The organism is Vibrio metoecus, assembly GCF_009665255.1.
GTDB classification, from domain to species: Bacteria; Pseudomonadota; Gammaproteobacteria; order Enterobacterales; family Vibrionaceae; genus Vibrio; species Vibrio metoecus_B.
Genome location: NZ_CP035686.1, coordinates 630,516 through 653,417, shown reverse-complemented (window position 1 = coordinate 653,417; position 22,902 = coordinate 630,516). Strand labels below are relative to the sequence as shown.

At 45.5% G+C, this 22,902-nt stretch carries 18 protein-coding genes and 1 pseudogene; 6 read left to right on the top strand and 13 right to left on the bottom strand.

What is annotated here, in order from left to right; all coding sequences use genetic code 11:
- Nucleotides 1-251: 251 nt before the first annotated feature.
- Nucleotides 252-3,599, bottom strand: a complete 3,348-nt coding sequence (locus EPB59_RS03105) for an AraC family transcriptional regulator (protein WP_195707088.1) — start codon at nucleotides 3,597-3,599, stop codon at nucleotides 252-254.
- Between the two features lie 199 nt (nucleotides 3,600-3,798).
- Complete coding sequence (gene znuA, locus EPB59_RS03100; protein ID WP_154171529.1) at nucleotides 3,799-4,683, bottom strand: zinc ABC transporter substrate-binding protein ZnuA; 885 nt, start codon at nucleotides 4,681-4,683, stop codon at nucleotides 3,799-3,801.
- A gap of 148 nt (nucleotides 4,684-4,831) precedes the next feature.
- Between znuA and znuC the strand changes: the two are divergent.
- Both znuC and znuB read left to right on the top strand, forming a co-directional pair.
- Nucleotides 4,832-5,553 (top strand): annotated as a pseudogene (znuC, locus tag EPB59_RS03095) (zinc ABC transporter ATP-binding protein ZnuC).
- Nucleotides 5,546-6,328: a zinc ABC transporter permease subunit ZnuB gene (gene znuB, locus EPB59_RS03090; protein WP_154171528.1), complete on the top strand. Its 783-nt coding sequence runs from the start codon at nucleotides 5,546-5,548 to the stop codon at nucleotides 6,326-6,328. Before znuC ends, znuB begins: the two are co-directional and overlap by 8 nt.
- Nucleotides 6,329-6,434: 106 nt before the next feature.
- On the opposite strand, the gene sucD is transcribed toward znuB, so the two are convergent.
- From sucD to sdhC, 8 genes are all read right to left on the bottom strand, one after another.
- Nucleotides 6,435-7,307: a succinate--CoA ligase subunit alpha gene (gene sucD, locus EPB59_RS03085; protein WP_000025475.1), complete on the bottom strand. Its 873-nt coding sequence runs from the start codon at nucleotides 7,305-7,307 to the stop codon at nucleotides 6,435-6,437.
- Nucleotides 7,307-8,473 carry an ADP-forming succinate--CoA ligase subunit beta gene (gene sucC, locus EPB59_RS03080; protein WP_001048577.1) on the bottom strand — a complete coding sequence of 389 codons (1,167 nt, stop codon included), beginning with the start codon at nucleotides 8,471-8,473 and terminating at the stop codon, nucleotides 7,307-7,309. Before sucC ends, sucD begins: the two co-directional genes overlap by 1 nt.
- Nucleotides 8,474-8,640: 167 nt before the next feature.
- The gene (gene odhB, locus EPB59_RS03075; protein ID WP_055044349.1) at nucleotides 8,641-9,855 is read right to left on the bottom strand and encodes a 2-oxoglutarate dehydrogenase complex dihydrolipoyllysine-residue succinyltransferase; all 1,215 of its coding nucleotides are present in this window, start codon (nucleotides 9,853-9,855) and stop codon (nucleotides 8,641-8,643) included.
- A gap of 21 nt (nucleotides 9,856-9,876) precedes the next feature.
- Nucleotides 9,877-12,693 (bottom strand): 2-oxoglutarate dehydrogenase E1 component, encoded by a 2,817-nt coding sequence (gene sucA / locus EPB59_RS03070; RefSeq protein ID WP_154171527.1) that lies wholly within the window; start codon nucleotides 12,691-12,693, stop codon nucleotides 9,877-9,879.
- A gap of 88 nt (nucleotides 12,694-12,781) precedes the next feature.
- On the bottom strand, nucleotides 12,782-13,492 hold the full coding sequence (locus EPB59_RS03065; RefSeq protein ID WP_055035433.1) for a succinate dehydrogenase iron-sulfur subunit: 711 nt from the start codon (nucleotides 13,490-13,492) through the stop codon (nucleotides 12,782-12,784).
- Between the two features lie 14 nt (nucleotides 13,493-13,506).
- Complete coding sequence (sdhA, locus tag EPB59_RS03060) at nucleotides 13,507-15,273, bottom strand: succinate dehydrogenase flavoprotein subunit (protein WP_055050942.1); 1,767 nt, start codon at nucleotides 15,271-15,273, stop codon at nucleotides 13,507-13,509.
- A complete protein-coding gene (gene sdhD, locus EPB59_RS03055) occupies nucleotides 15,274-15,618 on the bottom strand; it encodes a succinate dehydrogenase, hydrophobic membrane anchor protein (protein ID WP_000238619.1) in 345 nt (114 codons plus the stop codon). It lies immediately after the preceding gene.
- Nucleotides 15,612-16,004, bottom strand: a complete 393-nt coding sequence (gene sdhC, locus EPB59_RS03050) for a succinate dehydrogenase cytochrome b556 subunit (RefSeq protein ID WP_005510227.1) — start codon at nucleotides 16,002-16,004, stop codon at nucleotides 15,612-15,614. The genes sdhD and sdhC overlap by 7 nt, the downstream gene beginning before the upstream one ends.
- A gap of 395 nt (nucleotides 16,005-16,399) precedes the next feature.
- Between sdhC and EPB59_RS03045 the strand changes: the two genes are divergently transcribed.
- Nucleotides 16,400-17,689, top strand: a complete 1,290-nt coding sequence (locus EPB59_RS03045) for a citrate synthase (protein ID WP_000763929.1) — start codon at nucleotides 16,400-16,402, stop codon at nucleotides 17,687-17,689.
- A gap of 54 nt (nucleotides 17,690-17,743) precedes the next feature.
- Here the strand turns inward: EPB59_RS03045 and EPB59_RS03040 are convergent, their stop codons facing one another.
- Complete coding sequence (locus EPB59_RS03040) at nucleotides 17,744-18,502, bottom strand: Nif3-like dinuclear metal center hexameric protein (RefSeq protein ID WP_195707038.1); 759 nt, start codon at nucleotides 18,500-18,502, stop codon at nucleotides 17,744-17,746.
- Between the two features lie 89 nt (nucleotides 18,503-18,591).
- Between EPB59_RS03040 and EPB59_RS03035 the strand changes: the two genes are divergently transcribed.
- A complete protein-coding gene (locus EPB59_RS03035; protein ID WP_154171525.1) occupies nucleotides 18,592-19,341 on the top strand; it encodes a DUF1853 family protein in 750 nt (249 codons plus the stop codon).
- 57 nt (nucleotides 19,342-19,398) lie between these two features.
- On the opposite strand, the gene pgm is transcribed toward EPB59_RS03035, so the two are convergent.
- Together pgm and seqA are read right to left on the bottom strand one after the other, a co-directional pair.
- Nucleotides 19,399-21,045, bottom strand: a complete 1,647-nt coding sequence (gene pgm, locus EPB59_RS03030) for a phosphoglucomutase (alpha-D-glucose-1,6-bisphosphate-dependent) (RefSeq protein ID WP_154171524.1) — start codon at nucleotides 21,043-21,045, stop codon at nucleotides 19,399-19,401.
- A gap of 108 nt (nucleotides 21,046-21,153) precedes the next feature.
- A complete protein-coding gene (gene seqA / locus EPB59_RS03025; protein ID WP_000848404.1) occupies nucleotides 21,154-21,690 on the bottom strand; it encodes a replication initiation negative regulator SeqA in 537 nt (178 codons plus the stop codon).
- 92 nt (nucleotides 21,691-21,782) lie between these two features.
- Between seqA and EPB59_RS03020 the strand changes: the two genes are divergently transcribed.
- Together EPB59_RS03020 and EPB59_RS03015 are read left to right on the top strand one after the other, a co-directional pair.
- Nucleotides 21,783-22,562: an alpha/beta fold hydrolase gene (locus tag EPB59_RS03020; protein WP_154171523.1), complete on the top strand. Its 780-nt coding sequence runs from the start codon at nucleotides 21,783-21,785 to the stop codon at nucleotides 22,560-22,562.
- A gap of 89 nt (nucleotides 22,563-22,651) precedes the next feature.
- Entirely contained in the window at nucleotides 22,652-22,873 is a 222-nt protein-coding gene (locus EPB59_RS03015) for a DUF2788 domain-containing protein (RefSeq protein WP_000965049.1), read from the top strand.
- Nucleotides 22,874-22,902: the final 29 nt, after the last annotated feature.

The window sequence follows — 22,902 nt, the reverse complement described above, 5'->3', positions numbered from 1 at the left end:
GTTAATTTTATAAGTAAAATAAGTCGGTGGGATTATAGTGAAAGCGTTGAAAGGACATCCCTCCTAGAGACAAGAATTCCAGAGGTGATATGACTATGTTGTATCACTCCGGCAGCAAGCGAAGGTGTCGTTGACACCCGTGGTATAGTCCCCCCGGCTATACCACGATATTTTTTTCTAGGCTCTATCTCTTCAAAACCGCACTGGTTCCTACTTCACGACAATAAAACAACGCCTTGAATGAATACTCACTAAGATTCTTGATCTTCAATAAATTGACTCGGAGATAAACCAAAGTGATGTTTAAAACGTTGGCTAAAGTAGGAAGGGTCATTAAATCCACAGTCAAAGGCCACCTGAGCAATTTTTGCCCCACTCAATAAACTCTGGCAGGCTTTCTCCAAACGTACCTCATTCAGTGATTCTTTAAATGTTTTTCCTGTTGCAGCTTTGAAGCGACGCTGCAAACTACGCTCGGAAACATAGAGGGATTGTGCTGCCGTTGATGTCGTAAAGTTAGGATCACTGTAATTTTGCTCAATAAGCTTTTCTAGCTTACTTAACCACTCTTTTTCCACATCATCAATTGCTGACTTCTGTTCGATTTCAGCCCCTTCTTGCTTGAACGATTCGATCTCTGGAATCGAGGCGAGTGGCCACTCGAGCTCAATCACATTGCGCTCTTTCAGAACGAATACTCGCAGTTCCCCCCCACTTCGGCTAATGAGCTCCTGTAATGGATAGGTTCCAAAACCTGTTAATGTCACCAACATTGATCCAAGGTTTTGAATCGGTGAACCGAAATCAGAAAAAACGAGAACGGCTTGTTCATCTCTCGCTTCTAGTTGGATCTGTAATTCTTGATATTTATAAAGTCGTTTAATCGCATCCGTCAAAATCGCGTTAAACAGTACATCAAGATTAAATTGGCGGACTTCGATAAAGCGTGTTTCACCTTGGTAAATAAGCTTGATCGCCGCTTTACTGTACTCTTCCTGCCAACTTTTTAAGGCTGACTCTATCAATAAGTGTAAGTCATGAAACTTACTCTCTTCAGCATCACCGCGATGCATAAAGTGTAATTGTGCTAATTCTTGCTTTACTTTGTTCAGAGGCGCATCAAACTCATTCCAGCCTCGTACTTTGGCATACGAAGAGAGATGCCGCAGCGATGGATCTACGCTTTCTAAAACCTTTCCTAGTAAATTGTGGTGAAGTTGCAGTTGTTTTCGTAATTGATGGTTATTACTCAATACTATTTTACTCTGATGGCGCAATTGACTCGTTTTCAAATCAACTTGTGCCTTTAACTTTCGGTTAGCGCCAACAATCATGCGAGTTCGCCACCAAAACGCTACGGCAAGTAGCACAAATAAAGCCACAACATAACCAACAATGGCCACAGAAGTCATGTACCAAGGTTCCATAACTTCAAAATCAAACAAGGCTTCCGTTCGATAGCGCTGAGTAGGGTTTGCACTACGTACTTTTAGGCGATATTTACCGGGTAATAACTTATCAAAACTCAATAGTGTCCAATCAAATCGTTGCCACTGTTGATCGTCGTTCAATTTATATTCTAACGATTGGCTACGAGCAGAAGGTAGAGCACCAAACTGGAAACTAATCGCATCGCCATAGTTAATCTTCAGTGGATGAGGTGTACGATACCCCAGTAGCTTAGGCCTATGGTTGACACTCACTTGGCTAAACATCACCTGAATATTAGGTAAATTCGATACTGCTAGCTCTTCCGTGTTTACTTTCACTATTCCCAATTGCGATCCAATAACCAAAGATGAACTTTCTTTTTCTTCGCCTACTGCGCAAGAGGCGGGAAGAAATTCATGGCTGATTAAGCCATAAGGGGCACTATAATTTTTATTCAATTGACCTTGGTCGCTATAGTGACTTATTCCCTGTGACGAAATAAACCACATACCTTGCTTGGATTCAGCAATACACAGTGGTTGGATATTCTCTTCAATTAATTCTACTGGCACTGCTTCAGGTTTATCTTTATGCCACAAAAAAACGCCATAAGCGCCAATAATCCAAACATCACCCAAAGCATTTTGCGCTACTTGCACTATTTCACCATAGCGATGACTAGAAAAATCGAAACGAATCTGTTTTCCAAATAAAGAGTAAGCACCATGCTCAGTACCAATAACAATGCCTTGCTCTACAGCAGCAAGAAGGGTGATTCGAGAAGGTGAAAATTGTTTAACAATCCATTCCGAACCATAATCCACAAAGCTTTGTTGAATGATTGAATATGACCAAATCTGATGATTACTTGAACCCCATAAGTTACCGCTGCCGTCAATAGTGAGGTGTTCAACGGATGTTTGTAGCAATGCTAGCGGTAGATGAGGAGTATCGATACTACGACGAGAAAGATTATAACGAGCCAACCCTTTGTCTGTTGCAATCCATATATTCTCACCGTTGATAGCAAAGTCGTTGATCTTACCGGGATAGATGAGGTGTTTACGTAAATCATCAGCGACATTGAAATTATACAACCCTTGTTGTGTGATGGCCAAATAATCACCATCAGAGTTTAATGCCTTGATTTTACTGATCTGTGCTTTACTACCATCGTTCGATAATGCTTGAGTAGGGTAACGCGTAAACTGCTGCCCAAATAAAGAATAGTAAAACACACCTTTATCAGTTGCGATCCACATTCCCCCTTGAAAATCATTCACCATTGCATAGATTTTCTTACCCAGTAAAGCGTACTCATTATTACTATTATTTTCTAATTGAACTACTTTTCCCGTGATAAAGGAGTAAACATAAAGCCCCTCTTCAGTGCCAACCCAGTACTCCTTTTCTGTCTCCGCAATGGATAGAACATGCGATGAGCCAATTCGATCGGGTAGTGAGCGCTTGTTCTCAATATCAATAATTAATGCACCGCGCTTAGAGCCAACTAATAACTCTCGGCGTTTATGAGAAAAATAAAGCTTCTGAACAAAATGTTTTCCGGATTTTTTCACATGAGAAAAGCCTTGCTCATCAGACAAATAAACACCAACATTCGTCGCTAGCGCCCACTTTGAAACCAAGAACTGCGCATCGTTTATGACAACCGTACTAGCACTATTCAACTGATATAACTCGTGCAGTGAAAGCGTCGATACTCGCCCACTTCGAATTTCATAGCTGTAGAAATTGTCATTATCCGTCATCCAAATCATGCCGTTCGATGAACCAATCTGATTGATTTGGGTTCCAGGTGTGAGGCTTAACATCAACTCTTTGTGCCCCGCAGGATAGGTTCGAAACAATTCATGTTGTTCAAATGTCCAGAAAGCACTATTTGCGTAAACAATGTGACTCGACGTTTGCGGAAGTACAGAACCTCGACGTGGCAGGATATTTTGCCCATCAAAATACATGACTTTTCCATGCACATCATGCATCCAGATACCGCCGTCCGTTCCAAGATAGAGGTTTTGAGCAACAATGACTTTCCCCTGCTCTTGGATCGGCAAAGGATAAAAAACCGACATTGACTTATCTAAGGCCAACACCAATGAAGGAAAAATAAGATTCAGCAAGAAGCTGTATAACAATGTGCGAAACACGAGTTCCCCTGTCAGCGACAATTTAGAATTCATGCTTAATAAATCGAAGAGTGAATAGCAGCACAAACTCTCATGCATTCTAACGAATCACTGAACTCTATGCAGTTTGAAAGGCTTAGAAAGCGCGACTTTTTTAAAGTGCGATCAAAAAAAATGCGGCTAAAGCCGCATTTAAATCTTAGCGTTGTTCATAGTTTACTCAAGACTGAGACAGACAACGGTAGTAGCTTTCAGCAAGTTGATTGAGAAAAACAAAATAGCTGCCTGCATTCAACTCTATTGAGCTTCCCAATGGGTCCAGTACACCAATCTTCGCCGGTGTGCCTCTTACCACGGTATCGATAATTGCTGGCTCAAATTGTGGCTCGGCAAAAACACACTTCGCTAACTGTGAATTAAGCGTTTGCTTGATGGCGATTAGTGTTTTGGCACCTGGTTTGCGTTCAGGGCTAACTGTGAAATGCCCAAGATTATTGAGTGCGAAATGCTGCTCGAAATAACCATAAGCATCATGGAATACATAATAAGGAACGGTGGTGACGGGTTTTAGTTTTTCACCAATAGCATTATCGTACTCCGCTAAGCTTGTTAAGAAGCGAACCAAATTTGCTTGATACTGTTGTTGGTTAACCTCATCAAGTGCAATTAACCGCGCAGTGATAGAACGGGCGACTTGCCCGGCTTGCTCAATTCCCAACCAAAAATGAGGATCGTGGTTTCCATGATGGTGTCCATCATGGTCATGCCCCCCTTCTTCATTGTATTCGCGGAGGACTAAATTCGGGATTTGGCTTAATGTTAACGCAGATTCACGATCAACTAATAACTTACTCATAAAGGGTTCAAGATCTTGACCAAACCAAATAACCAAATCCGCTTGTTGAATCCGCTTTACATCTGAAGGACGGAGCGCATAATCGTGCGGCGAAGCCCCCGAGGGTAACAGTACATCGGGCGTACCAGTGCCTAGCATTAATTCATAAGTGATCATTTGTATCGGCTTGATGCTCGTCAGCACCTCAATGGCACTGGCCATTTGAGCAAACAGTGAAAGAGCACTCAGTAAAACAAATCTCGGTAACATGATCGCCGCTCTCCAGTTAGTGGCTTTTATTTTGCCAAGATGTTACTTTATAACATAACCATTTTGCAAATGAGTTCTATTCATGGCTACTCTGATTGAATTGCAGGATATCTGCGTCGATTTTGAACAACGACGCGTGCTTGACAATATCCGTTTAAATCTGACTAAAGGCAATATTACAACGCTTATTGGCCCTAACGGTGCAGGTAAATCAACGTTGGTAAAAGTCATCTTAGGATTACAAACCATCAGTTCAGGTAAAATCGTCCGCCAAGCGGGTGTACGCATCGGTTATGTTCCACAAAAACTCAAACTTAACGATACTTTGCCGCTGACTGTGAATCGATTTTTAAAACTCGCAGGGCGCTTTAGTCCTCAAGAGTTGTCTGAAGCACTACGCCTTGTCGGGGGGAGCACCTACAAACCAACGACATGCATAAGTTATCTGGCGGCGAAACTCAGCGAGTTCTGTTAGCGAGAGCATTATTACAAAGACCCGACTTACTTGTATTAGATGAGCCCGCGCAAGGAGTGGACGTCCAAGGACAAATCGACTTGTATGATCTCATCCATACTCTACGCAACCGATTTGGCTGCGCCGTGTTGATGGTATCTCACGATTTACATTTGGTGATGGCGAAAACGGATGAAGTCATCTGTTTGCAGCACCATGTATGCTGCTCTGGCTCCCCCGAGAACATCGCCAAACACCCGAGCTATTTAGCGATGTTTGGCCACCGTAGCCGAGACACCCTCGCTTTTTATCAACACCACCACGAGCATCACCACCACGATTTATCAGGCTTACCGGTTAAAGGCAAAGCAAGTGCTTGCTCGCACCACTCACATGGTCACCACAAACATGATTGAATTTCTTTTGCCTTCTCTATTGGCAGGTCTTGGTATTGCCATTATCGCCGGACCTTTAGGTTCTTTTGTGGTATGGCGCAAAATGGCCTATTTCGGAGATACCCTTGCGCACGCATCCTTACTTGGCCTAGCCTTGGGTTTTTTACTCGACATCAATTTGTATCTCGCCTTGTTAGTTTGCTGTTTAGGTATGGCGGCCATTTTAGTGGCGATGCAAAAGCAAAAACTCATCGCGACCGATACCCTACTTGGTATCATGGCGCACAGTGCGCTATCGCTCGGTATGATTGCGGTGAGCTTTCTCGATAATGTTCGCATCGATTTGATGAGCTATCTGTTTGGTGACTTACTTGCGATTAGCACCTCCGATCTTACCTTTATCTGGTTAGGTGTCTTCACCGTCAGTGTGATTGTATATCTCCTCTGGCAACCTCTTCTCTCGACTAGCGTGAATGAAGAGTTAGCCTTTGTTGAAGGAACCAACACTGACTTGATGCGTTTAATCTTGATGCTACTTATCGGTTTAGTGATTGCCGTCGGGATGAAATTTGTCGGGGCTTTGATTATGGGCTCGCTGTTAATCATCCCCGCGGCTACTGCTCGCCGTCTTTCACGCACCCCAGAAGCCATGGCGTTTTGGGCAATTGGACTGGGTGTATTAAGTGTGATCGGTGGGTTGGCGCTATCTTGGCACTTTGACACACCTGCAGGTCCGTCAGTGGTGGTTTCTGCTGCGGTATTGTTTGTACTCACCCAGTTTAAACGGATCGCTTAACGCTGTATCACATTAGCCTTTAGTAAAAAGAATTGGCTTTTAGTAAAAAGAAACCCCGAAGCTGTGTTCGGGGTTTTTTATTATCTGAGTAAGTAATCGCGGTAGATTACCAGCCAGTCACTTCACGCAGCGCTTTGCCAATATCGGCAAGACTTTTTACTGTCTTCACGCCCGCAGACTCAAGTGCTGCAAATTTCTCTTCAGCGGTACCTTTACCACCAGAGATGATCGCACCAGCATGACCCATGCGTTTGCCCGGAGGAGCCGTTACACCTGCGATATAAGAAACGACAGGTTTTGTGACGTTGGCTTTGATGAAAGCAGCTGCTTCTTCTTCCGCGGTACCACCAATTTCACCGATCATCACAATCGCTTCAGTCGCTGGATCTTCTTGGAACATCTTCAGGATGTCGATGAAGTTTGACCCCGGAATTGGGTCGCCACCGATGCCCACACAGGTTGACTGGCCGAAACCTTCGTCTGTGGTTTGTTTAACCGCTTCATAAGTCAAAGTACCAGAGCGAGAAACGATACCCACTTTACCTTTCTTATGAATGTGTCCTGGCATGATGCCAATCTTACACTCATCCGGCGTGATCACACCTGGACAGTTCGGGCCAATCATACGAACACCAGTCTGTTCCAGTTTCACTTTGACATCAATCATGTCAGTGGTAGGAATGCCTTCAGTGATCGTCACGATAAGCTTGATGCCCGCATCGATCGCTTCCAGAATCGCATCTTTACAGAATGGTGCTGGTACATAGATAACTGTGGCAGTTGCGCCAGTCACTTCAACGGCTTCACGAACCGTATTAAATACAGGCAAACCTAGATGAGTTGTACCGCCTTTACCTGGTGATACACCACCAACCATTTGTGTGCCATAAGCAATCGCCTGTTCAGAGTGGAAAGTACCCTGACCACCGGTGAAACCCTGACAAATGACTTTAGTGTCTTTATTGATAAGAATCGACATTATTTGCCCTCCGCCGCGGCAACTACTTTTTGCGCTGCGTCTGTCAAAGATACAGCTGCAATAATATCTAGACCAGATTCTGCCAGCACTTTGCGTCCAAGTTCTGCGTTTGTACCTTCAAGGCGCACAACCACAGGAACGCTTACGCCAACTTCTTTAACCGCACCAATAATGCCTTCTGCAATCATGTCGCAGCGCACAATGCCACCAAAGATGTTCACCAGTACGGCTTTTACATTGGTATCAGACAAAATGATCTTGAATGCTTCTGCAACGCGCTCTTTGGTCGCGCCACCGCCCACATCGAGGAAGTTTGCTGGTTTTCCGCCGTGCAAGTTAACAATGTCCATGGTACCCATTGCTAGGCCAGCACCGTTAACCATACAACCGACGTTACCATCTAGCGCAACGTAGTTAAGTTCCCATTTAGCCGCATGCGCTTCGCGAGCATCTTCTTGAGAAGCATCGTGCATTTCACGCAGTTTAGGTTGACGGTACATGGCATTGGAGTCGATGTTGATCTTACCGTCTAGACACAGCAGATTGCCTTCAGCCGTAATCACCAGCGGGTTGATTTCCAGCAGCGCGAGGTCGTATTGAGCAAACATTTCACCCAAGCCCATGAAAATTTTCACGAACTGTTTGATTTGGTCACCTTGCAGGCCCAGCTTAAACGCCAACTCACGGCCTTGGTAGGCTTGAGGGCCAACCAGTGGATCGATCGCTGCTTTGTGGATCAGTTCTGGAGTTTCTTCTGCGACTTTCTCAATTTCCACACCACCTTCAGTCGATGCCATGAAAACGATACGGCGAGTAGAACGGTCAACCACCGCACCAAGATAGAGTTCATTCGCGATGTTAGATGCTTCTTCAACCAGGATTTTTGAAACAGGTTGGCCATTCGCATCTGTTTGATAAGTTACTAGGTTTTTACCTAGCCACTTTTGTGCAAAGGCTTTTACACCATCTTTAGTATCGTGCAGTTCGACGCCACCTGCTTTACCACGTCCACCTGCGTGAACTTGGCATTTTACGACTTTCTTGGCTGTGCTGATGCGTCCTGCAGCTTCAAACGCTTCTTGTGGCGTATCACAAGCATAACCTTCCGGTACAGGCAAACCGAATTCTGCAAACAGCTGTTTAGCTTGATATTCATGCAAATTCATTGTGTTGTTCCATTTGTTTATTGTTCTTCCATAGAGTCCATTGAGCTGAACTTTACGTTTGTAGGGTCACTCTTGAGCGAGTAGCCAATCTTTGGCCAAAGCCAGGTCGGACGTTGAGCGTGTCCGACCCTTTTCTCCATTACTCAGAAATTTGAGCAATAGACAGTTTAAACATCGAGCAGCAGACGTGCTGGATCTTCTAGTAACTCTTTAACTGTCACCAAGAAACCAACCGACTCACGACCATCAATTGAACGGTGGTCATAAGACAGCGCCAGATACATCATTGGCAGGATTTCAATCTTGCCATCCACCACCATCGCACGGTCTTGGATTTTATGCATACCCAGAATCGCCGCTTGTGGTGGGTTGATGATAGGCGTTGACATCAGAGAACCAAACACACCACCATTGGTGATAGTGAAGTTACCGCCAGTCAGTTCGTCCACAGTCAATTTACCGTCACGACCTTTTTCTGCCAGCTCTTTAATGCCTTTTTCAATTTGCGCCAAGCTCAAGGTATCGCAGTTTTTTAGTACAGGCGTTACCAGACCACGAGGCGTTGACACCGCAATGCTTACATCAAAGTAGTTGTGATAAACCAGATCATCGCCATCGATAGACGCATTCACTTCTGGGTAACGTTTCAGTGCTTCAGTCACCGCTTTCACGTAGAACGACATAAAACCTAGACGGATACCATGACGTTTTTCAAACACATCTTGGTACTGCTTACGCATATCCATAATCGGTTTCATGTTCACTTCGTTAAACGTCGTGAGCATTGCTGTACTGTTTTTCGCTTCCAACAGACGCTCAGCAATACGCTTACGTAGACGAGTCATCGGTACGCGTTTTTCTGTACGACCAACCACTGGAGCGATAGCTGCAACAGGTGCTTCTGCTTTCGCGGCAGGCTTGGCTTTGTTCGCCGCCAAATGAGCTTCGATGTCTTCACGAGTGATACGACCACCCACGCCAGAACCTTTGACTTGGCTTGCTTCCAAGTTGTGTTCTGCAAGCAGGCGACGAACCGCAGGGCTCAGGGCATCATTGCTTTCTTCAGTTAGTGATGCTTTATGGCGTTTATCTGGTGATGGCTCAGTAGCATCCGGAGTATCTTGTGTTGGTTCACCCGCCACAGCACCTGGCTTCAAACGCGCCAGAAGTTGTTTAGAAAGTACGGTCGCACCTTCTTGTTCCAGAATCGTTTCTAGTACGCCCGCTTCTGGCGCTGGAACTTCCAGCACCACTTTGTCGGTTTCGATTTCAACAATCACTTCATCACGAGCAATCACATCGCCCGGTTTTTTGTGCCACGTGGCAACAGTGGCATCCGCAACTGATTCAGGCAAATCTGGAACCAGAATTTCAATGGTCATAATGGTATCTTCCTTATACTTCTAGTTCTTAGCTAGGGTCAGAGCGTCTTCAATCAACGCTTTTTGTTGTTTCATGTGCACCGACATATAGCCAACTGCAGGTGATGCAGAAGCTGGTCGACCTGCATATTTCAAATCAGCACCCGCTGGAATTGCAGCACGGAAATTATGCTGGCTGCTATACCAAGCACCTTGGTTCTGTGGTTCTTCCTGACACCAAACGTAATCCACCACATTGGTGTAATTCGCAATGGCCGCTTGTACCTCTTCTTGAGGGAACGGGTACAACTGTTCAATACGAACAATCGCGACATCTTTCTGCTCATTGGCTCGGCGCTGTTCCAGTAGATCGTAATAAACCTTACCGGAACAGAACACGACACGCTTCACTTGTGTCGCTTCCAATGCATCGATTTCCGCAATCGCTGCTTGGAAAGTACCATGGGCAAGATCTTCCATACTCGATACACACAGTGGATGACGCAGTAGAGACTTAGGCGACATCACCACCAATGGACGACGCATTGGACGAACCACTTGACGACGAATCATGTGGTAAACCTGAGCGGGAGTTGAAGGAACCACAACTTGCATGTTTTGCTCAGCGCATAGTTGCAAATAGCGTTCTAAACGTGCAGAAGAGTGTTCAGGGCCTTGGCCTTCATAGCCATGCGGCAACAACATAGTTAGGCCACACAGGCGACCCCATTTCTGCTCACCAGAGGAAATAAACTGGTCAATTACAACCTGTGCTCCGTTAGCAAAATCACCAAACTGCGCTTCCCACAAGGTTAAGCCGCTTGGTTCTGCTGTTGCGTAACCGTATTCAAATGCCAACACTGCTTCTTCGGACAATACCGAATCAAACACTTCAAACGGGCCTTGCCCTGCATGAATTTGCGCGAGCGGAATATAAGTGCTGGCATCATTTTGGTTATGTAGAACCGCATGACGGTGGAAGAATGTTCCACGGCCTGAATCCTGGCCTGAGATACGAATACGTTTACCATCATCAACTAGAGTGGCGTAAGCCAGCGTTTCCGCCATCCCCCAGTCCAGCATCTTCTCACCTGAAATCATTGATAGGCGATCTTGATAGATTTTTTCTACACGGCTATGCAGAACATGGCTTTCTGGATATTGGCAAATTCGACGACCGAGATCTTGCAAACGCTCCATAACATATTCGTTATTCCATGGAATATTCCAATCGTGGCCAAGGTATGGAGACCAGTCAACCGAGTGCATCGCCATTGGGCGCCACTCTTTAACTACCACTTCACCGTGATCTAGGGCATCGCGATATTCGTTTACGAGCTGAGTCGCGGTTTCTAAATCGCACTCGCCACGCTCAGTCAACACATCGGCATACAGTTTACGTGGAGTTGGGTGTTTCTTAATTTTTTGGTACATCAGCGGTTGAGTTGCATTTGGCTCATCCGCTTCGTTGTGACCATGACGGCGATAACACACCAGATCAATGACCACGTCACGTTTGAATTCATTACGGTAATCCAGCGCTAAACGTGTAACAAATGCCACCGCTTCTGGATCGTCTGAGTTAACGTGGAAAATCGGAGCCTGCACCATCTTGGCGATGTCAGTACAGTACATGGTTGAACGAGTATCGCGTGGGTTTGAAGTGGTGAAACCCACTTGGTTATTCACCACGATACGTACTGTTCCACCAACGCAGAAGCCACGAGCTTGAGACATGTTGAAGGTTTCAGCAACCACACCTTGCCCCGCAATCGCTGAGTCGCCGTGCACTGTGATAGGCAGAACTTTACTGCCATCTTCATCGCCGAGACGATCTTGACGCGCACGCACCGAACCCATCACTACTGGGTTAACAATCTCAAGATGCGATGGGTTAAAAGCCAACGCTAAATGTACGTCACCACCTGGTGTCGCAAAGTCAGCCGAGAAACCTTGGTGATATTTAACGTCACCTGTGCCCCAACCTTCACCGTGCTTACCCGCAAACTCGTCAAACAGATCTTGAGGCTTTTTGCCCAGAACGTTAACCAGCATATTTAAGCGACCGCGGTGAGCCATACCAATCACGACTTCACGCATACCACTAGCACCAGCGTGGCGGATCAGTTCTTTGGTCATGGGAACTAAGGCATCACCACCTTCGAGAGAGAAACGCTTCGCGCCTGGGAATTTAGCACCAAGGTAACGCTCAAGGCCTTCTGCTGCGGTTAACTCTTCAAGGAAAGTGCGCTTTTCATCTTTTGTGAAAAGCGGATTGCCAATGACTGGCTCAAGGCGCTGCTGAATCCAGCGTTTTTGTTCAGTGTCAGTGATGTGCATATATTCAGCACCGACAGAACCGCAGTAGATTTTTTGCAGGGATTGGTAGATGTCTTTCAACTTCATCGTGTCTTTGCCGATCGCAAAAGAGCCCACGTTGAAGGTTTCTTCCATATCTTCTGGGGTCAAGTTATGGAAAGCAGGATTCAGTTCCACCACTTCAGGGCGGTTCCATAAACCAAGAGGATCAAGCTTGGCAGCCTCATGACCGCGGAAACGGTATGCGTTAATTAGCTGCAGTACTTTAACTTGTTTTGCATCGACTTCAGGATCACTAACTTGGACATTGTAATGCTTTGTCTCTTGGGCGAGTCGTCGGAAGTAGTCACGGACGCGTGAGTGTGGTTGTTCAACCACATTCGTTGGGTGCGTAGGCAGCCCATCAAAAACACGTTTCCACTCCTCACTTACCAGATCGGGATCACTTAGATACAGTTCGTAGAGGTCTTCTACGTAAGTTGCATTGGCGCCAGCCAAGTGTGAAGACTCGAGCCATGCCTTCATCACGCCGTTGTGCATTTTTTTCCCTTAACCAGTAGTTTTCACGTTTGCTGCGGTCTTATCGCCGAGCTATAAAAGGCAGGCCCGAAGGCCTGCAATTTTCAATTTAAACTGAACGATTGATCAACATGGACTTAATATGCCCAATCGCTTTCGTCGGGTTCAATCCTTTCGGACAAACACTGACACAGTTCATAATACCGTGGCAACGAAAAACGCTAAATGCATCATCAAGATTCGATAGGCGTTCATCTGTTGCTGTATCACGGCTGTCAATCAACCAACGATAAGCAGCCAACAAGCCTGCAGGTCCGATAAATTTATCCGGATTCCACCAGAATGAAGGACAAGAGGTCGTACAGCAAGCGCACATAATACACTCGTACAGACCATCTAAATGTGCCCGTTCTTCTGGGGATTGCAAGTTCTCTCTTGATGGAGGAAGTGCATCATCAGCAATCAAGAAAGGCTTAACTTTCGCGTAGTTATCGTAAAACTGAGTCATGTCGACAATCAAGTCACGAATAACTGGCAATCCAGGTAGAGGGCGTATCACAATTTTGTCGCCTTTGAGTGCAGACAATGGCGTGATACAAGCCAGACCATTTTTACCATTCATATTCAGACCGTCTGAACCACAAACCCCTTCACGGCATGAGCGACGGAAAGCAATGCTTGGATCTTGTTCTTTGAGTAGAATCAGCGCATCCAACAACATCATGTCAGACCCTTCTTCTACCTCAAGAATGTAGTCTTTCATGTATGGCTTTGCATCCACATCCGGATTGTAACGATATAAAGAGAAGTTGAGTTTCATTTTGAGTACCTCCCTTAATATGAACGCACTTTAGGCGGGAATGGATCACGGTGAACTGGTGTCATGTTCACATCACGTTTACTCATCTGTTCCGTTTCCGGATTGTAGATTGAGTGACACAACCACTTTTCATCATCACGATCTGGATAGTCGAAGCGAGCATGAGCACCACGGCTTTCAGTACGATAGTTTGCTGCTACAGCCGTAGAAAATGCGGTTTCCATCAGGTTATCCAGCTCTAAGCACTCGATGCGCTGAGTGTTGAATTCTGATGATTTATCAGCCAGATGAGCATCTTTTAGGCGTTCACGAATCACTTTCAACTCTTCAAGACCTTCGGCCATCGCTTTACCTTCACGGAATACCGAGAAGTTATTTTGCATGCAGCGTTGCAGATCTTTACGGATAACCACTGGGTCTTCACCACCTTTGCTGTTTTCCCAGCGCATGGTACGAGCCAGAGAAGCTTCGATATCCGATGCGGTTGCTGGGCGAGCTTCTGCTTGAGCACGCAGAGTTTCACCAAGATGCAGACCTGTCGCACGACCAAATACTACGAGGTCAAGTAGTGAGTTACCGCCTAAACGGTTCGCACCATGTACCGATACAGAAGCGATCTCGCCGCAAGCGAACAGACCTTGTACTTCCACATCTTTACCACTACGGTCTTGCTTAATCGCTTGACCCGAAACTTGTGTCGGCACACCACCCATCATGTAATGACAGGTTGGGATAACGGGGATTGGCTCTTTCACTGGATCAACGTGAGCAAAGGTACGTGATAGTTCACAGATACCCGGTAGGCGTGATTCCAAAACATCACGGCCTAAGTGATCCAGTTTCAGTTTAATGTGTGGACCCCAAGGGCCGTCACAACCACGACCTTCACGGATTTCGATCATCATTGAACGAGCAACTACGTCACGACCGGCCAAGTCTTTGGCATTCGGCGCGTAGCGTTCCATGAAACGTTCGCCGTCTTTATTCAGTAGATAGCCACCTTCACCACGGCAACCTTCAGTAACCAGTACACCCGCGCCAGCGATACCCGTTGGGTGGAATTGCCACATTTCCATATCTTGCATTGGTACGCCAGCACGCAATGCCATACCAACACCATCACCAGTATTGATGTGTGCGTTAGTCGTTGAAGCGTAAATACGGCCTGCGCCGCCCGTAGCAAGTACAGTCGCTTTGGCTTTGAAATAGCAAATTTCGCCAGTTTCCATACAGATAGCGGTACAACCGAGCACCGCACCGTCTTGGTTTTTCACCAAATCCAGCGCATACCATTCCGAGAAAATGGTGGTTTTATGTTTAACGTTTTGTTGGTAAAGCGTGTGTAATAAAGCATGGCCAGTGCGGTCTGCCGCTGCTGCCGTACGTGCAGCCTGCTCACCACCAAACTCTTTTGACTGACCACCAAAAGGACGCTGATAAATAGTGCCGTTCTCGAAACGAGAAAATGGCAAACCCATTTTCTCAAGTTCAATCACAGATTCTGGGCCATTTTTACACATGTATTCGATAGCGTTTTGGTCACCGATATAGTCGGAGCCTTTTACCGTATCGTACATGTGCCACTGCCAATCATCTTTATGTGAGTTACCCAACGCCACAGTAATACCACCTTGAGCTGATACGGTGTGTGAACGAGTTGGGAACACTTTTGAAAGCAGAGCACAAGTTAAGCCTTGCTCAGAAATTTGTAATGCAGCACGCATGCCTGCACCACCCGCGCCGATTACTACGGCATCAAAGGAACGAACTGGAATAGTCACTTAGGCACCCCACAATACAAATAGGCCAGAGAAGAAGTATCCAAGTAATACCGCGATGACAACTAACTGTAGTCCCGCACGCAATTTGGAACACTTAATGTAATCCGTCAGTACTTGCCATAAGCCAATCCAACCATGGATTAATACTGAAACTAATGCCAACATTGTGAAGACTTTGGTGAACGTGCTACCAAAGAACTGAGTCCACGCAACATACGAGATGTCCGTGAACGCGCAAAAACTTACGATATAAATGGTGTATAACACCATGATGATCGCCGAAGCACGAATCAATAGAAAATCGTGCACACCGTTACGACCAAATGAAGAAACATGTTTTACCATACCAGAACCCCCGCCAGCAGAGACAATACAGCGGTAGCAGCAAAAGCTACCTTGGCGCTTGTCGCACCGGATTCCAGCTCTTCAAAATGGCCAAGGTCCATCAACAAATGACGAATGCCACCAGCAATGTGGTAGGCCAGAGCAGTTAGGATTCCCCACAGCACGAATTTCACGAGAAAGCTATCAACAATGTTGCTCGCTTCCATGAATCCTACGGGTGAGGAGAGAGAGAGGGATAGCAACCAAAGCAAAATCCCAACCGCAACAAACGTAATCACCCCCGACACGCGGTGGAGGATGGATGCGATTGCTGAGATCGGAAAGTGGATGGTCTGCAAATCTAAATTAACAGGTCTTGACTTTCTTTCTTTCACGGGCTTGCTCACTCAGCTCCATTGAGCATTTATAGTTATGGATGAATTCTGGTCGATAACGCGCATAAATTAACATTTATTCAACATTTCAGCCACCAAATTGGCGAGTTAATTGTAGTTTAAATGTTAAGCTCAAGTCTAAAATCTCTGAGTTAAATTTCTTTCTAGCCTTGAATTTATAAGGTCTCTCACAGAATTTTCTGTGTCACTATACGGACTGCAACATTCTAATACAATTGCTGTAACAATTTTTGCTACACAGAACAGATTTTTAACTTTGTATGTATAAAAAATCAAAGTGAGTGCACACATCAGAGGAGAATCATTGACTTTAATTAAGATCGGACGTACAAGAATCACACACAAAACATCCTGGACGGATTAAATAATAAACAAAGGAGATGGTTATGGCGGATAAGAAAGCGACCCTTCACATTGAAGGTAAAGCGCCGATCGAATTGCCAATTATGGACGGATCCCTAGGTCCACAAGTAATTGACGTTCGTACTTTAGGCTCAAACGGTTACTTTACTTTTGACCCGGGTTTTCTTGCCACTGCATCCTGTGAATCTCAAATTACTTATATCGATGGCGCTAAGGGCATTTTGTTGCACCGCGGCTACCCTATCGATCAGTTAGCCAATAACGCTGATTACTTGGAAGTTTGTTACATCCTTCTTTACGGTGAAGCCCCTAATCGTAAGCAATATGAAGAATTCAAGAAAATCGTTACTCGTCACACCATGGTACACGAACAGATAGCGAGCTTTTTCCACGGTTTCCGCCGTGATGCTCATCCGATGGCTGTTATGTGTGGTGTGGTTGGTGCGTTAGCCGCTTTCTATCACGATTCACTCGATATCAATAATGACACACACCGAGAGATTGCGGCTTATCGTCTGCTTTCAAAAATGCCAACTCTGGCGGCGATGTGTTACAAATACTCGGTTGGTCAACCATTTATCTACCCACGTAACGATTTAAGCTATGCGGAAAACTTCCTGCACATGATGTTTGCAACACCTTGTGAAGAGTATGAAGTTAATCCAATCGTGGCACGTGCAATGGATAAAATTTTCACACTGCATGCGGACCATGAACAAAATGCTTCAACGTCTACTGTACGTCTGGCTGGTTCATCCGGTGCCAACCCATTTGCTTGTATTGCTGCGGGTATCGCTTCTCTTTGGGGTCCTGCGCATGGTGGAGCAAATGAGGCTTGTTTACGTATGCTGGAAGAGATCGGCTCTGTTGATAAGATTCCTGAATACGTAAGACGTGCGAAAGACAAAGATGACCCATTCCGTCTAATGGGCTTTGGTCACCGCGTTTACAAAAACTACGACCCACGTGCAACGGTAATGCGTGAAGCCTGTCATGAAGTTCTTAAAGAATTGAGCATTCAAGATCCGCTGCTCGATGTCGCGATGGAGCTTGAGCGCATTGCTCTGTCTGATGAGTACTTCATCGAGAAGAAACTCTATCCAAACGTCGATTTCTACTCTGGCATTATTCTGAAAGCGATTGGTATTCCAATCTCAATGTTTACCGTGATCTTTGCGATGTCTCGTACCATCGGTTGGATTGCGCACTGGAATGAAATGCACAGCGATCCAGACAACCGTATCGGCCGTCCTCGTCAGTTGTACACAGGTCAAAAACTGCGTGATTTCACTCCACTGCATGAACGCAGCTAGTGCATGATTTAGAAAGAACAAAAGAGCGAGATTATCTCGCTCTTTTTTATTGCTCTAAACTGGATTATCAATATCAATAAAGGTCACATCAAAACCGTGATGTTCCGCAAGCCATTCCCCTAGCGCTTTAATCCCATAACGCTCGGTAGCATGATGTCCTGCCGAAAAATAATGGATTGACTGTTCTCGTGCTGAATACGTCGTGCGCTCCGAGATTTCCCCAGAAATAAACGCATCCAAACCACGACTCGCAGCCAACTCAATGTAGTCTTGTCCACCACCGGTACACCAGCCTACGGTTTCGATCAGTTTGTCTGCTTGCTCAGGGGCAATATGTAGCGGATTACGATTCAGCGCTTGTCCAATCCGATTCGCCAATTCTTGCCACGTTAATGGTTGAGAAAAACGTCCAAACATAGCCACCGATTGTGAATGCCCTTCCAAACCACCTTCAACACTGATTCCAAGCCGCAGCGCGAGCTGCGCATTGTTGCCCAATTGTGGATGGATATCTAAAGGCAGATGGTACGCATACAGATTAATATCATTTTGGATCAGGGCTCGAATGCGGCGACCTTTCATGCCGCGAATCGCCTCCGGCTCACTTTTCCAAAAATAGCCGTGGTGAACCAGAAGAGCATCAGCTTTCAACTCAATCGCAGCTTTAATTAAAGCCATGCTAGCGGTCACACCGGTGACAATTCGTTTTACTTTCGTTTTACCTTCGACTTGTAAACCGTTGGGACAATAATCTTTAATTAACTGTGGGGACAATGTCTCATTTAGCAAAGCTTCTAGCTGTAAATTGTTCATCTTGTAATCCATTGAGCAACAGAGGTGGCGTGGTTATAACAATTTCAGGCTAGAATGTCGAAATATGTGAAAAGAGTGGTGAAGATAGAATGGAGTTAAAACACTTAATGGATTGGGTGACCCATACCCCTACCCTGTTTCAAGCCAAAGCACCTTTAGTTGGTAGAACCCCGTTTAGCAAAACGGTACGAGAACATTGGTCTGATTATCAAGGAAATCCGCGTTTAGGCTTTCTTTATCAGCATCTCTGTGGTCAATTATTCACCGCCACTCCATTTTATACTGCCGTTTCGGAAGAAATTCAGTTAGTTAATGAGGGAAAAACCTTAGGTTCGATAGATTTTTTAGCCAAAAACCGTAAAACAGAACACTACGAGCATTGGGAAGTGGCCATCAAATTCTATCTGCTTCATCAAGGGCTATGGTACGGACCTAATCCTGAAGATCGTTTGGATATCAAGCTCGATCATATGCTTAACCAACAGCTTCCTCTGTCTCAAAACCCTCTATTTCTAGAAAAACATCCATTATGGGCTGGAGCATCACAACACTTACTAATGCAAGGCCGTCTTTATACTAATCCTTTCTCTAATGAGCCAATTCCGACGGATTGCCTTGGTTACACGCTCAATGCAAGCCAAATCCAAGGTTATTGGTGTTTTCAGCGTGAGCAGCATTTAATTGATGAACCTTTGTATCTGCTTGAGAAAGCCGATTGGTTGACGGGACGCCAACCTAGCTCACCATCTTATTCAGGGCAAACCGAAGGTTTTGTGCATTGCCAATCTGAATCCGGTAAATTTTGGTTTATCGTGCCTGACCAGTGGCCTGCTATTTAAGTGCTATAAAAGTAAAGGGGCGATATCATCGCCCCTTGTTCATCTCGTCACAATTGATTATAAACCCGCGTCTTTAAACACTTGGTTCACAATCTGCTGAGCTTCAGACTCAATCTGTTTCAAGTGTTCTGCACCTTTAAAGCTCTCACAATAGATCTTGTAGATATCTTCTGTGCCAGAAGGACGAGCCGCAAACCACCCGTAATCTGTTGTCACTTTCAGGCCACCAATCGCCGCACCATTGCCTGGCGCATGAGTCAAACGAGCTGTAATTGGATCTCCTGCTAAGGTTTGTGCAGCAACCATTTCAGGAGACAGCTTTTTCAGTACATTCTTCTGTGGGCCATTTGCCACAGCTTGAATACGGCTGTAATGAGAATCACCGTGCTTAGCCGCTAGCTCATCATAGTATTGTTGCGGATTCTTACCTGTTACCGCGGTGATTTCGGCCGCTAGCAAACATAGAATGATACCGTCTTTGTCAGTAGACCAAGGTGTACCATCTTGACGTAGGAAAGATGCGCCCGCACTCTCTTCTCCGCCAAAACCAAAACGACCTGAGTGCAGACCATCTACAAACCATTTGAAGCCCACTGGCACTTCACAGAGTTCACGACCTAGATCGGTGACCACTTTATCAATCATGGCACTAGAAACGAGGGTTTTACCTACCGCAACATTCTCTGCCCAACCCTTACGGTGGCGGTACAGATAATCAATGCACACCGCGAGAAAATGGTTAGGATTCATCAAACCTTTTGGCGTAACAATGCCGTGGCGATCGTAATCAGGATCGTTGCCAAAAGCTAAATCGTACTCATCTTTCAGCGCCAGCAAACCAGCCATCGCATAAGGTGAAGAACAATCCATGCGGATCACGCCATCTTTATCTAATGACATGAATTGGAAGCTTGGATCGATAGCTTCACTCACCAGAGTCAGATCCAGTTGGTAGGCTTTACCAATTTGACGCCAGTAATCGATGCCACTGCCACCCAGTGGATCTACACCCATTTTGAGCTTAGCTTTTTGAATTGCCGCCATGTCGATCACATTAACCAGATCGTCTACGTATGGTTTGACCAAATCGACTTGCTTGAGCAGCTCGGATTGTTTAGCCAACGCAATCGGCATACGTTTCACACCTGCCAAGTGATTGCCGATGTATGCATTAGCACGATCTTCAATCGCTTGGGTTAACTCACCTTCGGCTGGACCACCGTGCGGAGGGTTGTATTTGATACCACCATCTTGTGGTGGGTTGTGCGAAGGTGTAATTACAATACCATCTGCTTTATCTGCATGCTTCAGGTTGTAAGTTAAAATCGCGTGTGAAATACCTGGCGTGGGTGTATAGCCGTTATTTTCTTGAACAATCACTTCAATGTCGTTGGCAATCAGCACTTCGAGCACACTGCTAAATGCAGGCTCAGAAAGCGCATGTGTATCTTTGCCAATGAAGATTGGGCCTGTAACGCCTTGCTCGCGGCGTACATCTGCCACGGCTTGTGCAATCGCAAGAATATGATGTTCGTTAAACGTCGTTTTATCTGCTGTACCTCGGTGTCCCGATGTACCAAACTCGACTTTATGCGCCATATTTCCAGCTTCTGGCTGGAGTAGGTAATAATTTGCAACCAGCGCCGGGATATTGTGGAGATCCTCTTGTTGCGCCTTTTGTCCTGCACGAGGGTGCATAGCCATAGTGACATCCTTTCTTTAAATTTCACATAAAATAAAACCCCATAATAACGGCGTAACGCTACGCATTATGAGGCTTGAATCAGAGTTTTTGGCTGTAATCAGCAAAAATCAAATAGAATGGGTAACTTTCTCAATAATGTCGCTTGGGAAGCCCATGCGTACCATCACCTGCTCCACCATTTGTTGCTTACGGCTGGTATTGTTATTAGTGATCACCCAAAACGGTGTATTTGGAATCGCTTTCGGCTTAGTGGTTTGCCCACTGGCTAACAAAGTCTGTTCATTGTCAGCAAAATAAACGCGCTTACGGCCTTTCACCATAGTCGCTTCAGAAAAGCTCGCAGAGTCGATGCGATGAAGAGTAGACAGCACCAACATAAAACGGTCGATTGCATTCTTCAGGCCTGCAAATTCATCGGAAATCAGCAGTGAACGCATTTCTTTAACACCATCAATTTTGGTATCTAACGCTGCGTCTTTGCTCACCACAATGCCTTTTGGCTCAACAACAGGTGTAGCAGTGGCTAACTCACTACCATCCACATTGAGAAGACGACGCAAAATATCGGAGGCACTTTCACCAATATGCAGAGTCTGGCTCGCAATGTAACGGTATAGATCCTCATCAACCTCAATTGTTTTCATTCGCTTTTCACAATCTCTATGTTTAAACTTTCGGGGATTATAGCGAGATCTTTACTGAGACTCTACGTTAAACCAATCACTAATAAGATAAAATGTCAGCACTTCTAAATTACAAACTAGAGGGCAATGGACAGACAGTCGTTCTGATCCACGGTCTATTCGGCAGCTTAGATAACCTTGGCTTGCTTGCTCGCGATCTAAAAAACGATCATCAGGTACTGAGTCTAGATCTCCGTAACCACGGGCTTTCTTTCCACAGTGATGAACACAATTATGATCTGATGGCGCAAGATGTGAATCAGTTACTTGAGCATCTCAATCTCAATTCTGTCATCGTAATTGGCCACTCGATGGGTGGCAAAGTGGCGATGAAATTAGCTGATATCGCCGCACCGAAAATTAGCCAATTGGTGGTTTTAGACATGTCACCGGTCGCTTATACCCAACGTCGTCACGATAATGTGTTTGCCGGACTCGATGCCGTGTTAGCGCAGAAACCAACGTCGCGCAGCGAAGTGATGTCAATCCTTGCTCAACATATTGGAATGGAAGGTGTACGCCAGTTTCTCGGCAAATCTTTGATGTCAGATCAAAACGTGATGACATGGCGTTTCAATGTTGCTGCTTTGAAAGCACATTATGCAGAGATTCTGGGTTGGAACATTATCGCCAAATGCCGAATTCCAACCCTATTTATCAAAGGTGCGGATTCCGATTATCTCACGACACAACATCAGCCTATGGTTCAAGCCCAATTTAGCCAAGCCAAAGCCCATGTGATCGCCAACACGGGGCACTGGCTGCATGCGGAGAAACCGGCTGAAGTACTGCGCGCTATACGCAAGTTTATTGATACACCAATTTCAGGCTAACAAGTGTGAATTGAGAAACATTCGACGCATTAACTTTGTCGGATAACAGTGGTATAGTGCGCGCAAGCAATTTGGCATAAAGGAATATCATGCTTTACGACTATATGAACATGCTGGAGTCGGTGGGACTCGATCTGCTGTTTGCCTCAATCTTTTTCTTGATCGGTATGGCAATTAAAGATGTGTTGAAACAAGGCAATGTTCCGGCTTTCGGGCGTCGTATTGTGTGGTTAGTTCTCTTTTTGGGGTGCGCAGGCTTTGTCGCCAAAGGCATAATTCAATTGACTTGGGAAGGCAGTGGGCTAGGTTAAGCTCAACGAGGCTTCGCAACTCTATAACA